Source organism: Myroides odoratimimus, assembly GCF_038039805.1.
GTDB lineage: Bacteria > Bacteroidota > Bacteroidia > Flavobacteriales > Flavobacteriaceae > Flavobacterium > Flavobacterium odoratimimum_B.
In genome coordinates, this window is the sequence record NZ_JBBPHK010000020.1 from 21,253 (window position 1) to 34,848 (window position 13,596).

The following is a 13,596-nucleotide window of genomic DNA, read 5'->3' on the forward strand; positions in this document are numbered from 1 at the left end:
TTTAGAATTAAAAGGTTAATTGAGCTCCAAAGGAAATTGTTCTAAGAGGAGGTAATCCTCCAAAAGAAATAAACTCAGGATCCATTCCTTTATAAGAGGTAATTGTCCAAAGGTTTTGTCCTTGTAAGAATAGTTTTACAGATTCCATCTTAAGTTTTGGCATTTTTAAAGTATAGGATAGGGCTACGTTTTTTAGTCTTATATATGACGCATCTGAAATTGTAGCAGTACTTTCTGTGTATGGTAGGTTATTGTTAGGATTACCTATATAAGCAGGCATATAGGCTGCATTTGGATTTGACTTAGAGTAGTAATCTGTCATAACAGCAGGAAGGTTAATAGATGATATTCCAGGAGGACTATAATATTTATTAATATTGTAATTATCTGTTTTAATAAAATAGAATAAAAAGTCAAGACTAAAGTTTTTGTAGGTAATTGTGTTTTGTAAACCTCCAAAAAACTTTGGTGCAAGGCTAACTATCTGTTGTTGATCTTCGGATGTTATTTTTCCATCCTCATTGTAATCTTTGAATGTGAAATTTCCTGTTTCGGGGTCTAATCCCTCATATTTATAGAGTTTTACAATGTTTATTGGTTTACCAATAACATAAAAACTACTCTCGGTCCCTTCTTCGAGCCCAGGATAAGAAAGGAGTCTATTTTTAGTAAAAGAGATATTAAAGCTAGTGTGCCAAGAGAAATCTTTGGTTTTTATGTTTTGACTAGAGATAGCAAATTCCCAACCTTGATTTTCTACAACAGCTAGAGAGTTACCAGTAATAGAGGTAAATCCTGTTGTGGTGGGTAGAGTCATACCAACTAATTGATCTGAAGAACGATTGTTATAATAGGCAATAGAGGCATTTATACGATCTTTAAAAAAACTAAGCTCTGTAGCTACTTCAAATTTTTTAGTTTTTTCCCATTTGTATGTTGGGTTAAAAAGAGCAGTTGGTTTTAGAGTAGGTATATCATTGTAGATAGCTCCCACTGAGTAGGTATCTAAATAAGCATAATCTCCGATATTATCACTACCCGTTATTCCGTAACTTGTTCGCAGTTTACCAAATGATAACCAAGGAATACTTTTAGCAAAATCTTCTTTAGAGAATATCCATGCTGCTCCAAAGGCTGCGAAGTTTCCAAATTTATAATCATTTCCAAATCTGCTAGATCCATCACGACGAGCTGTTAGGTTTGCAAAGTATTTAGAGTTATAAGAGTAATTAACTCTAGTAAAAATAGAGGCATATTTGTATTGATTACTTACATTAGGGAAGAGAGTTTTTTCTTTTGCAGCTCCAATATTTTTAATAAAAGCGTTTGAAGAGAAATTCTTACCATATAACCAAAGAGATTCAGAATCTGTTTGTTGGTATGAAAAACCTAAAAGCGAGTTTATTTGATGTTTCCCCTTTGATAAAACATAGTTTAATTGAGGCTCTATTATAAAGCTATTGTGATTTTGATTTGAGAGGCTAGATTCAGATTTTTCACTTGTTGGGTTGGCTGCTGGATTTAGTCTTGTGTGAGGCAAGATTTTCCTTTCTTCAAATTGATTGGTTGTATAACCAATGTTTAGTTTTGCGTATAGGTTTTTTAAAAGCTCATAAGAGATATTAGAGTTTAATATAACAGTTGAGGTTTTATTCTCATAAGTACTTTTAAGCTGTGCTAATGGATTTATGAAAGTGTTGTTCTCCCTATTTAGGCTTCCATCTTCTTTGTATAGCGAAGGAGCATTCGGGGGTAAGGTAAGGGCTTGTCTAGTAAGATCAGTAATTGGAAGATTATTACTCTGGTTAGAGTAGGTAGTAGAGGAGTTTACTGATAGTCTACTGTCTTTACTTTTATAGTTGTAGCTAAGTAGGGCAGAGTTTCTCTTATAACCTTTGTCTGTTGGAAAAACAGTTGTGTTTTCACTATGAGAATAATTGATATTGAAATTTGAAAACTCATTACCACCTCTTACCCCTAAAGAAAACTCTTGACCTGTTGCAGTGTCTCCGATTAACTTTTTTTGCCAGTTGGTATATCTGTTTTTATCCCACACTCCATTTATATCATAAGCATTGGCTGGAATTTCTCTATTGCCATTTAAATAAGCCTCTTCACGCATTTTTATATACTGCGGGGTATTCATCATATCTAAATATTTACCTACTTTACTAAAACTAGTAGAAGAGCTTAGGGTAAAGCTTGTTTTAGATTGATATCCTTTTTTTGTGGTAATAAGCACCACACCATTAGCTCCACGCGATCCGTAGATAGCCGTAGCATCGGCATCTTTTAAGATTTCGATGCTTTCTATATCACTGGGATTTATAGCGTTTAAGGGGCTTATATTATTGGATAAAATTTCGCTGGAAAGACCTCCATTATTTCGTCCAAGAACATCTGAAATAAAAGGAACCCCATCGATAACGTAAAAAGGATTATTTCTTCCTGTTGTTTTTCCAGCTAAAAAGTTCTGTCCTCTAATCTCAATATCAATTCCACCGCCAGGGATACCTGTAAGATTTGTAATATTTACCCCTGGAGCTCTTCCTTGAAGAGCTTGAAGAGGATTATTAATAGGTTGAACTTCGATATCCTTGGCAGTAACACGAGCGATGCTGCCTGTGCGCTCACGGTCTTTTACAGAGTAGTAACCAGCGTTTATAACTACTTCATCAAGAGTGCTTATCTCTTGAGTTAGTTTAATATTTAAAGAGGATTGACCAGTGTAGGTAATTTGTTTAGAAGCATAGCCCATCATTGAAAAGAGTAGGGTTTGTCCTTTGGCTATTTCAATTGAAAAATTACCATCTATATCTGTTATAGTTGCTATATTAGATTCTTTTACCATAACATACACCCCTGGCAGCTCGGCTGTGGAGTCACTAACTTTACCAGTTAGTTTTATTTTGTCTTGATAATCTAGATAAAATAGATTATCTTTAGACATAGTATATGTTGGATAGATAAGAATGAAACTTAACATTAAAGCTATCCTATAACCAGACTTGGTTAAAAATTGAGTTTTCATAATTTTTATAATTGGATTTAATACAAGAAGACTTTAATCCTAAAGATTTTTATTACAGAAGTATCTAAATAAGCCTTTGTATTAAGGGTTAGTTATTGGTTTATACACAATTGTTTTAATAGAACTATCTCCCTTTGCTCTTTAACATGTCTCCCAAAATGCATAGCAAGAGCTTAGGGAGGATAGTCATGGACTTTTAGTATGACTTAAAATCCCTTTAAGCCATACAATGTGTTGTTTGTGTTTTGTGCCTACAGACTTAACTACTTTTAAAACCTTCTTACTAGTTAATTTCAAACAAACCCAACTAATTAAGCAGTAGCCTGTAGACGTTTTTTTCCATAATGTGATAGTGTTTTATTTGGTTAATAATAGTACAGTGGATCGTCTTGTTTCATAGCATTTTTATCCTTACTAACTAAATTATTTACTGCCTATTAGGTTTAAATAGATGTGATAACTAATAGGCAATAGAGGTCCTGTACGCATTCAGAAACTTTTCTGAACCTAGCGTAAAATGTAATTTTACTTGGTAAACTATATGTGAATCCCTTAGAGTTAGGGCTAAGTTGTTTATGAATTCAAAGTCTTAAAAAAAACATAACTCTAAGGCTAGTTACACAAGAATCTAATCATAGGCTAAATGTGAGTTTGGTTACTACTAATTGTTGTTTATTGTAATAAATAATTGAAAAAATTTCGAATTGAATCATTCGATAAGTCCATTAAGGATAAGGTATTGTAAGTACTAGAAAAAGAATACTAACAAATCTACCTTGCTTGTTTAAACCTTTATAGCCTAATTGGGAGACGGCTAGAAATAAAAGGTTTATGCGGTATGTTGAGGTATAGAACACTTGTTTCTAATACCTTAATTCTCTTGGATAGTCTAACACCTAGATGTTAGACTATCGCATTTTATCATCTTTTATTTAAAAATTACTAGTTATAGTAAGTTTTCTTTTTGGAAAACATTAAGAAAGGATTTACTTTTAGAGTGCGAATCATTTAAAGAAAAACCAATCTTGCTTAAAACACTAGTGTTTTTAAGTAAAGATGTAGTGTAAATAAATCAAGGAATCACGGCCTTTTTTTATCACACTATTTGTATGAGAACAATTTAGAGTTTGAACCTTATACTGTGTTTTTCTTTTTAAGAATCACAACAGAGAGTGGTTAAAACAAAAAATCGCTCACATAGATTATAATTTATAGGTCTTATGATGCAAAAGAAAAGGGAGGGCCCCTAACTGTACTAATCATAACACTTGATAAAACGACCACTGTTACAATTTTCCAGTAAGGAGCCCTCCCTTAAATGAGAAAGCAAATATATCACTTTTTCTTGAAAGGGCTATTCTTACTGTGCTCGAAGTGGTCGTTACTCAAGATTCGAGACTTATAAATATTTTTTTATAAGCAGAGCTTACATAAAAGATCTCTGTTTAAGATTTAAAGGTAAAGATATTAAAAATATTCCTAGTTACAAAATTAATTAAATAAAGAATATTCGGTATGCATAAAATAGGTAATTATATTGATTTAAGAATGAATAAGTTAGGCTTTACAGAAGAAATGGTAGCTACGAAGATGAATATGTCTCAAAGCCAGATTAATAAATTGAGAAATGGAAACGTATCTAAACTCAGTGCTTTTACTTTTTATAAAGCTGTTCTTGCTTTAGGTGGTGATTTTAATGAAGCAATAAGAATTGTTTTTCCAAATTTTCAAAAAGTAAAGCTTAAGAGAGTACCAGAGAAGAAAAGAAATCAATTCGGAACTTTTATGTTAAAATTTGAAAATGTAAAAAACACACCTAAAATTATATCAATAAAAACTGGGATTCCTGAAGCAAGAATTTCGGATTTGTTCTTTAGAAAGGGGAGTCTTGAAGCTTTAGAATTACTTTTAATTGAAAAAGCAATAGATAAAGAACCAGGGGAGCTTTTTATGAATTATTTTCAAAATCAATAAATCTAATTATGTATGTACTATCAAAGAACTTTAAAGAGTTCATTCAGAGTCAAAAATCAGAGAATAATTCTGTAAATGATATTATTTCTATTGTTGTAGCAAAAGATACTACAATTGATAAACTAAAAGAATACTTATTGGAACATGATGGTGTTTTAGAACGTGTAAGAAATTCAACTCTAGATTATTTGTTACTGTATGCTTATGATACTTTAAAGGATGATTGTATAACAACAGAGGAGTTGAATGATTTTATTGCCTTAAAGAAAATATTTTCAATTAAAGAAGGGGATTTTATAAGGTATAAAGAGTTTGAAGTACAAGAGATTTTAAAACAACAATTCATTAGAATGTATTCTGATAAGTTTATAGATAACAAGGAGGCTATTACTCAAGTAAACCTTCAAATTATGTTTGACCTTAGTTATGATAAATTTGAAGAGTTTAAAAAAGAAGAGGTAATATCAGCCCTTATTGATGGAGCAGATCCTAGAAATTTAGACATATCAACTTTGCCTAAAGGTTTTATTTTATAGTGAAATAGACTAATTATGTACTATCTAAAAAGCCATAATAAGCCAAATCATTCCCCTAGCTTCCTATTTTTATATAGTAGCTTATTTAAAGTGTTTTTTGATGTGGTTTATTATAATAATTAAAGAAAAAGAAAATTGACACAACAACACAACATACTAAAGTATTGGAGAGACATTGAGGTATTTAATCTACCTGGTTTTAATAAAAACGCTGTTTTATTAGATTTAAATCAGATCCTGCCTTGGATGCTTGACCAGATAAAAGCTAAAGATAATTGTAAGTGGAGGTACACACTTTTTTTTGGTAAAATTGGCAATAGCAATATTATTAGCTATTTAAATACATTACTTAAATCAGAACAGATTCAAGATTGGCAAGAACCTGTAACTGGTTTTAGCTGTTTATCCGCCTTAATACTTAATGAAAACGGATCTATAGAACAAGATAGTTACATACTTGCTAGTTATATACTAGGAATTAACGCTCTTAAAAGCGGTAAAGACTTATCTACTATATCTGAAGAACTAGAAAAGGTTAAGGAAGATTTTCTAGAAAGACATAATATACTTGATAACTCTAGTGACTCACATCAGCAAAGTGATAAGCCTTTTTGCTTAACACAAATCCAAAATGAGATTGCTTATCTGTCTTGGCTAGCTCCTTGGCTTAATTCTGATATTAAAGTGTTTGTTTTAAAAGAGCAAGTTTATAAGGATAGTGAGGCTGTAATTAGCTTTTTAAATAGTTTTTTCCTTGATGATCTTAACTATTTAACTAGTATAAAAACTAGTGAATTCAGCCCTAGTTTAAAACAGTATCTTACCCTTAAACCCAGTATTGATAAAAGAAGAGACTTAATAAAAGACAAACAGCATTTATTTGAGGCTCTTAATCCTTGCTATCTTACAATGGGAAGATGGCCTTCTAAAATTGAATATGGACTTTACTCGGCTCAAAGCGCGGCGGTAAACACAATCTTTAAAGACCTTAAGGACTCTGAGGGGATTCAAGGTGTAAATGGGCCTCCTGGTACTGGTAAAACCACATTATTGTTAGATGTTATTGCTGAGGTAGTTGTAAAAAGAGCACTTGTTATATCAGATTTAGGTTGTGATCATATTTTTGATCAAGGACATAATGTTATACCTAAAGAAAATGGCTTTGATTTATATACCTATCCTCTTAATGCAAAACTTCAAAGAGATTTTGGAATTGTTGTGGCAAGTAATAACAATGCAGCAGTTGAGAATATAACTAAAGAGTTACCTGCTAAATCAAAAATAGATAATGAAACATTTTCAAAGGCTAGTTATTTTTCAAACTATTCTCAAAGACTTATACATCAACCTAGTTGGGGAGTTTTAGCAGCAGCCCTTGGAAATAGTGAAAATAGAGCAATTTTTAAACAGGCCTTTTGGGAATCTAATGAAAAAGAAAACCATTTTGGTTTTGAAGCTTTACTTTACAGTGTTTATAAAAAGACAGATAATACTGATCTTTACGCTAGAGAATTTGAAAAGCAAAACCAAAAATTCAAATCCTTGACAAGCGAGTTTACTCAGTTTCAGAGTCTTTCTAGTAAATTTCATGATTTACTCCCGCAGTGTATTGAAAATCAGAATCAAAAAGATAAACACTTATCTGAGATAATATTAATTGATAAAAAAATTAAGGATTGTGTAGATAGAGAAAAGTTACTTTTAAATCAAAAACAGGAATTAGAAAATGATTTTAGCAAAATAGAATCTACTTTAGGGGTTTTATCACTTAGAAAACCTTCTTTTTTGTTTTTTCATAAACTTTTTAAAACCAGTGATTTTAAAAGTTGGGATGCTCAAGCTAGTGCAATACTACAAGAGTTTAATAAAATAAACAAACAAATATCTGATTTAAAAAATCAGATAGACAGCTGTTTAAAAAACATAAAGGATTATCAATTAGAAAAAAAAGCACTAGGTCTTGAGATTGAAAAAATCGATGAGTTTTTTATCTATTATAATGATATTAAAAAAGAATTAAACCACAAATACGGCATTGATACTAATGATATTTGTGATTTAAAATTTTTAGATAAATCAATCAAGCAGATACATCTTTTAAACCCATATCACTCAAAGAAGATAGCGCATTTAAGAAGTGAGATATTTTTAACATCTTTAAAATTACATGAAAATGCAATTTTAGTTAATGCAAAAAAAATTAGAAATAATCTAAATGCATATTTTCAGCTAATACAAAACACGATAAAGACAGATGATAAAATCTATCAGAATCTTTGGGATACATTTTTTATCTGCGTTCCTGTTGTATCAACCACACTAGCCTCTGTGGGTAGGTTATTCTCTAGTTATAGTAAACAGCAAATAGGCTGGTTGTTACTTGATGAGGCAGGTCAAGCTACAGCTCAATCCGTTGTAGGGTTGATTCAAAGGTCTAAAAGATGCGTAGTAGTTGGAGATCCATTACAGGTAGAACCTGTAGTTACAATGCCTGTCGAGCTTGTAAAAAGACTAAGACAGGAATACAGGGTTGATATTTCGTGGTCTTATTCTAAAACATCAGTACAACAATTAGCCGATAGAATCTCAAAATATGGAACTTACATGGATGTAAGTGGAACTGATAAGAAAATATGGACTGGTTTTCCGCTTCGAACACACAGACGTTGTGATGATCCAATGTTTAGAATTGCCAATGATATTGCCTATAACGGGCAAATGGTTAAGGCCACTAATCTAACCTTTGAGGAGGAATCATTAGAAGTATCGCAGTGGTATAATGTCAGTGATCAAGTAATACTTCAAGACAGACATGTTGTTATTGATGAGGTAAGACTATTAAAAGAAAAGATTTTTCAATTAAGAAGCTCAGGGTTTAATAAGCAGATTTATGTAATCTCTCCCTTTAAATCAATAGCTCGTTATTGTCACAATGAATTTTTATATGACAAAAAGATAGAATGTGGAACCATACACAGATTCCAAGGAAAGGAGGCAGATGTTGTGTTTTTAGTTTTGGGTAGTGATCCTAAATCACAAGGAGCAAGAAACTGGGTCAGCCAGAAACCCAATATGCTAAATGTAGCCTTAACTAGAGCAAAGAAAAGGTTTTATGTAATTGGTAATAAAAATCTATGGGGTAATTATGATTATTTTAATGTAATGGCCAAGGAGTTAAAATAGCTTTAGAGTATCTATAATAAAAACAAAAAACACAGAAGGTTAAATACTACTGTGTTTTTGTTTTTTTACTAACCTAGTGCTTTGTAATTGTACAAGATTTTTAAATACTAGTCTTAGTCCTATTTTTTTATATGTATGATGCTTAACTTTAAAAAATTCACTAGTGACTTAAAATACAAGTAATTGTCAATCTAAGCCTAATTACGCCCATAAATACCATAATGTCTTAACCATTATTTCTTATTATTAGTTTTCTTGTATCTAATATTTATGGTCATGGAAAACAGTGTAAACAAAAAAACTAAACAAACAAAAAAATTACCTCCCAAGAGATATCGATATACTTTTAAACTAACAGAAAAGGAGCAATTAGACTTTAATAAGATTCTAATAAAGTATCAAATCAAGAACATATCTAGATTTGCGGCCTCGTGTGTTTTAAATCAAAAGATTAAGGTTGTTGTAATAGATCAAGTAGCTCTTGAGTTTCATGCAAGTCTTACAGGTTTGATTAATCATTTTAAAGCTTTAGGGGTAAGTTATAATATTCTTGTTAATAGATCTGACTTATCTTTAGATCCAGATTCACAACAGATTTTAAAAGATATTGAAAAGACAACTTTAGAGCTTTCAAAATTATGTAGAGTGATTATTGATCTTATACTTGATTTTGAAAAAATGATTATTTGTAAAAATTCAGATCTATGATTGCGCAAATTAATAATAGCGATAGCATTATAAATGCTTTAAGATACAATCAAAATAAGGTAGATAATCAATCAGCTTGTATACTAGGAGTTAATAAAATAGCGCTTCCTATAGGTGAAATTCAGAATGCAAGCAGGTATTTTTATAGTTATTTTGAACCTTATTTACTTAATAATGTAAAAACAGTTACTCCTGCCAGACATATATCACTTAATCCCAATCCTGTGGATAAAATAAATGATGTAACTCTTTTAGATATAGCAAAAAGCTATATGGAAAAAATGGGATATAAAAACCAACCTTATATTATTTATAAACATTTTGACCTTCAACGCATACATCTTCATATTGTATCGGTTGCAATAGATTTACAAGGATATAAAATAGAAAAAGAGTTTGATTTTGCTTTAGCAAAAAAGGTTTGTTTAGACCTTACAAAACAATATAATCTAACAGGTTATCAAAAAAGATATAAAAATAATTTAGACCTAGCTATTGTTGATTATAGAAAACCAAACATCATTCAGCAAATAGATAGTGTTGTTAGTAGTTTACCTAAGTATTATAGTTTTGAAGATTTAAAACAGTATAACGCTATTTTAAATCTTTTTAAAGTCAAGGCTAGATTAGGGAACAATAAAGAGTTTAATTCTATAATGTATTTTGCTCTTGATCATCAAAATAAAGAAATTAGTAATCTAGTAAGCTCAAGTAAACTTTCTTTAAAAGTAGATATAGGTTTTTTAGAAAAACACTTTAAAAAATCTATTAAAGCTAAGGACTTAAATATTGATAACAAGGTTAGTGATCAATTAAGGTCATATCTTTTTCAAAGTAAAGATTACAAGCACTTTAAAAAACTACTGAATCACCAAGGAATTAATTTAGTTACGGATAGCTTAGATAAAAGCAAGTTCTATTTTGTTAGTCATAAATATAGACGAGTTTTCTCTTTTGCCCATATTAATAGACAATTGTCTAATAAATTAGATAATGATCCTTTTTTTAATCCTCTTTTAAATAACTCTAAAAAGAAACAAGATCCTATTAAGAGGCTTGTAGAATATAGATTTATTGAGTTAAATAAAGAGTTTGATAGCTTAAGGGTTCATCCTTGTTTTGATTTTGTGGATAATTATTACAACTCTTATAATAAAGCAGAGTTTATTAGTTTTTTTAATTTTCTATTTAATGGCCCAGTAGATGATTTAGATCAGAAACAGTTTATGAATTTTAAAAAGAAAAAACGCAAAAAGAAAAGACATACTCTTTAAAAGAGTGAAACACTTTATATAGGCATATATGTAAGGGAAGTATTTAAAAAACAGGTGTGGTTATTTAAAATTTGAAGGTATGATAAGTAAGTTTTTAGGTTTTTACTTTTCAATTAAAAGTTTTGTTTCTTTTCTTTTAGGCGGTAAGTCTAAAGACAATAATACTGTATTAACTACTGATATTATTGGTAAAAGCTCAACTAAAATAAATTACAAAAAGCTAAATAAAACTAGAAGGTCCTCAGAGAGCCTAACGGATTTACTAGATAAAAAACATGATGACTCTTTTAAAGAAATAGCAAAAAGACTTAAATAGTTATGATCTGTTTTGTAGCAAGGTCTTGTTTTAAACAAAAAAATAATAAGAGTATTGTTTTAATACCCAATTATTTCTTATTTTTTTATTTCTCGTCTTGTGATTTTTTTGATTTGAAAAAAAAGATAAATCCAATAATTAGATTCAGTATAGTGATAAATATTTCTTTGTTTAATTCATCAAAGTTATCAGTTCTATTATTATAACAATACACTAGATTAATTAATATAAAAAGTGATGCAGTTATAAGTAGGTAACTTATAAAACGTAGTTTATTTTTCATTTCTTTTTCCTTTTTTATGTGATTAAGACACACGTTCAAAAAATAATATTTACTTGTTAATGTGTTTTAAATAAGTATTTTAAGTGTTTTTTTTATAGCGTTTTAATATTGTTTTATTTTTTACTATAAATTTTGTAAAGAGTTTTTATTTAAAAAAAATTAAAGAATCTAAGATAGTTGTAATTTTTATAAAAAAAACAATTTTATTAATAATTTTTTGGCTTGTTTTTTTTAGCTAAAAATTACTTGAAGATTAATACTTTTTCATTTTTTTTTGCTCTTTTTATAGCTTTGAAAGGCATATGCTAACTTATTTTTAAAAAGTATAGAAATAAACAGTTCGTTTTTTAATTATCTGTAAATCAGATGTCAATTGGCTTTGTAACTCAGAAAAAATTTGTATACAAGAAACATTTTCTGTCTTTTTATTTTTATCCTTTAAATTCTTACTGTATCTAGTCTTGTGACTAGTTAAGTATAAAATTTTTGTCGATTATATAAGATTTTCTGTTTTTTTGATGTCAATTGGCTTTACACCTTTTTTAAGCTTTTGAATTTTGTATGGTTAGCTAACAAGACTATTAACCATTAAAAATTTAAATCATGAATGTTACTCGTTTAGAATTCATCTCTTGGATGGAACGACTCTCTACAAAACTTGATGCTTTAAGTGAGCATATTGCCAAGGTTCAGCTCCAAACTTTAAATATCGATGGAGAAGAGCTTTTAGATAATCAAGATGTTTTACAGATTTTAAAGATTAGTTCTCGCTCGCTTCAAAGATATAGATCTGATAAAAAGCTTCCTTATTACAGATTAAAAGGTAAGATATACTATAAGCTCTCTGATGTGCAGCAGTTCATACGAGACAGCTTTGCTGTTCCGGTAAGAGAGTAATAAAAACGACTCTAAAGGTCAAACACATACTTTTTTGTGCCAAAAATAAATACAAAGCGGTGTAGGAAATACTTTTAGGTATTAATCAATTAACCTATTAATTATGGAAGTAAAAAAAAGCAGTGAATCAAAACATGATATTTTACTTGTTAGTGATTCAAAGGATAACAAAATTAAAGCCGTACAGGGCTTAAGTGAAAACGGTAATCTTAAAAGTGCACCAATTAATAAGAATAATTTAAACTCATTTTTAAGATTAGATAAAAATGGAGATTTCTTTTCTAATTTTTTTACCAATTTCTTTTCTCAATTAAAAGAGCCCACTAGGTTTAGTTTTTTTAGGGTTCCGGAGAATTTAGCCATTGGTCTATCAAAGCAAATGCAAGGCGAGTTAGACTTAAAAAATACTTTAAATCATCAGCTTTATTTATCTCATCAAGTAGATCCACAGAAAATGATTCAAAGTATTGACAATAGTACCAATAAGGATATAACCTCAAGTAAAGAGTATAATCCATATAAATACAATATTGATCATATAAACTGGGAATCTCTTAGTCAGATAGGGCTTTCAAAAGAGAAACTCGAAGAGATGGATCTTTTAGAACCTTTATTAAAAGGATATAAAACAAAAGATTTAGTTCAGGTTAATCTTAATCTGGGGTCTGCTGAGTTTTCATTAGATGCGCGTCTTGGACTTAAACAGGCCCCTAACGGAGAGGTTGTAATGACTCTTGAGGGAGTAAAAAAATACCCAAACCTAAATGTACCTTTTCAAGGACATGAGTTTACCAGGCAAGATAAACACAATCTTTTAAAGACAGGTAATATGGGAAGGGTAGTGGAGCTTTTAGATCCTGAGACTAATTCTTATATCCCATCGGTTGTAAGTGTGGATAGATTAACCAATAATATAATGGTTACTAGTGTTGAGAAAATGCAAATTCCAACACATATAAAAGGAGTTGATCTTTCTGATAATCAATTAAATGAGTTAAAACAAGGAAAAGCGGTTCTGGTTAAGGATATGAGCTCAAGTAAAGGAAATCCTTTTGATGCTCATATTCAGTACAATGCCTCTAAAGAGCACATTGAGTTTTTGTTTGATAACACAAATAAAAATAAGAAAATTTCAAATCCTGAAGACTTAAAGATCTTTAGAGGAAAGGCCTTGGATGATAATCAGTATAAAGAGCTCTTAGAAGGTAAGACTGTGGCTATTGATGGACTTATTGATAAAAGAGGCAAGCCTTATAAGGGTTTTATAAACTATGATAAAATAAACAATAGAACTAATTTTTCTTTCACTGATCCAAGTAACCCTAAGACCATAGAGAGTCAAACACAGAATAATAAAGAAACTCAAAACAGAAAAAAAGGTTTAAAAATTTAAT

General features: G+C 30.0%; 9 protein-coding genes. 8 read left to right on the forward strand and 1 reads right to left on the reverse strand.

The features are described from left to right. Positions 1–7: 7 nt before the first annotated feature. On the reverse strand, positions 8–3,031 hold the full coding sequence (locus tag AABL85_RS13805) for a SusC/RagA family TonB-linked outer membrane protein (RefSeq protein ID WP_341310487.1): 3,024 nt from the start codon (positions 3,029–3,031) through the stop codon (positions 8–10). 1,515 nt (positions 3,032–4,546) lie between these two features. On the opposite strand from AABL85_RS13805, the gene AABL85_RS13810 reads away from it, so the two are divergent. From AABL85_RS13810 to AABL85_RS13845, 8 genes are all read left to right on the forward strand, one after another. Beyond that, on the forward strand, positions 4,547–5,005 hold the full coding sequence (locus AABL85_RS13810; protein WP_341310488.1) for a helix-turn-helix transcriptional regulator: 459 nt from the start codon (positions 4,547–4,549) through the stop codon (positions 5,003–5,005). An 8-nt stretch (positions 5,006–5,013) separates the two neighbouring features. Then, positions 5,014–5,541, forward strand: coding sequence for a hypothetical protein (locus tag AABL85_RS13815; RefSeq protein ID WP_341310489.1), 528 nt, complete (start codon positions 5,014–5,016; stop codon positions 5,539–5,541). A 135-nt stretch (positions 5,542–5,676) separates the two neighbouring features. Beyond that, the gene (locus AABL85_RS13820) at positions 5,677–8,724 is read left to right on the forward strand and encodes an ATP-binding protein (RefSeq protein ID WP_341310490.1); all 3,048 of its coding nucleotides are present in this window, start codon (positions 5,677–5,679) and stop codon (positions 8,722–8,724) included. A 276-nt stretch (positions 8,725–9,000) separates the two neighbouring features. Further along, positions 9,001–9,432, forward strand: a complete 432-nt coding sequence (locus tag AABL85_RS13825; protein ID WP_025124787.1) for a hypothetical protein — start codon at positions 9,001–9,003, stop codon at positions 9,430–9,432. After that, on the forward strand, positions 9,429–10,706 hold the full coding sequence (locus AABL85_RS13830) for a relaxase/mobilization nuclease domain-containing protein (RefSeq protein WP_341310491.1): 1,278 nt from the start codon (positions 9,429–9,431) through the stop codon (positions 10,704–10,706). The genes AABL85_RS13825 and AABL85_RS13830 overlap by 4 nt, the downstream gene beginning before the upstream one ends. A 79-nt stretch (positions 10,707–10,785) precedes the next feature. Continuing rightward, on the forward strand, positions 10,786–11,022 hold the full coding sequence (locus AABL85_RS13835) for a hypothetical protein (RefSeq protein ID WP_341310492.1): 237 nt from the start codon (positions 10,786–10,788) through the stop codon (positions 11,020–11,022). Positions 11,023–11,908: 886 nt separating this feature from the next. After that, positions 11,909–12,202 (forward strand): helix-turn-helix domain-containing protein, encoded by a 294-nt coding sequence (locus AABL85_RS13840; RefSeq protein WP_006258064.1) that lies wholly within the window; start codon positions 11,909–11,911, stop codon positions 12,200–12,202. 103 nt (positions 12,203–12,305) lie between these two features. Continuing rightward, complete coding sequence (locus tag AABL85_RS13845; protein WP_341310493.1) at positions 12,306–13,595, forward strand: DUF4099 domain-containing protein; 1,290 nt, start codon at positions 12,306–12,308, stop codon at positions 13,593–13,595. Position 13,596 lies beyond the last annotated feature (1 nt).

What these genes read in the sequence shown, in the direction of transcription:
- AABL85_RS13805 (WP_341310487.1), bottom strand. Translation starts at nt 3,031, where the DNA reads ATGAAAACTCAATTTTTAACCAAGTCTGGTTATAGGATAGCTTTAATG.
- AABL85_RS13810 (WP_341310488.1), top strand. Translation starts at nt 4,547, where the DNA reads ATGCATAAAATAGGTAATTATATTGATTTAAGAATGAATAAGTTAGGC.
- AABL85_RS13815 (WP_341310489.1), top strand. Translation starts at nt 5,014, where the DNA reads ATGTATGTACTATCAAAGAACTTTAAAGAGTTCATTCAGAGTCAAAAA.
- AABL85_RS13825 (WP_025124787.1), top strand. Translation starts at nt 9,001, where the DNA reads ATGGAAAACAGTGTAAACAAAAAAACTAAACAAACAAAAAAATTACCT.
- AABL85_RS13830 (WP_341310491.1), top strand. Translation starts at nt 9,429, where the DNA reads ATGATTGCGCAAATTAATAATAGCGATAGCATTATAAATGCTTTAAGA.
- AABL85_RS13835 (WP_341310492.1), top strand. Translation starts at nt 10,786, where the DNA reads ATGATAAGTAAGTTTTTAGGTTTTTACTTTTCAATTAAAAGTTTTGTT.
- AABL85_RS13840 (WP_006258064.1), top strand. Translation starts at nt 11,909, where the DNA reads ATGAATGTTACTCGTTTAGAATTCATCTCTTGGATGGAACGACTCTCT.
- AABL85_RS13845 (WP_341310493.1), top strand. Translation starts at nt 12,306, where the DNA reads ATGGAAGTAAAAAAAAGCAGTGAATCAAAACATGATATTTTACTTGTT.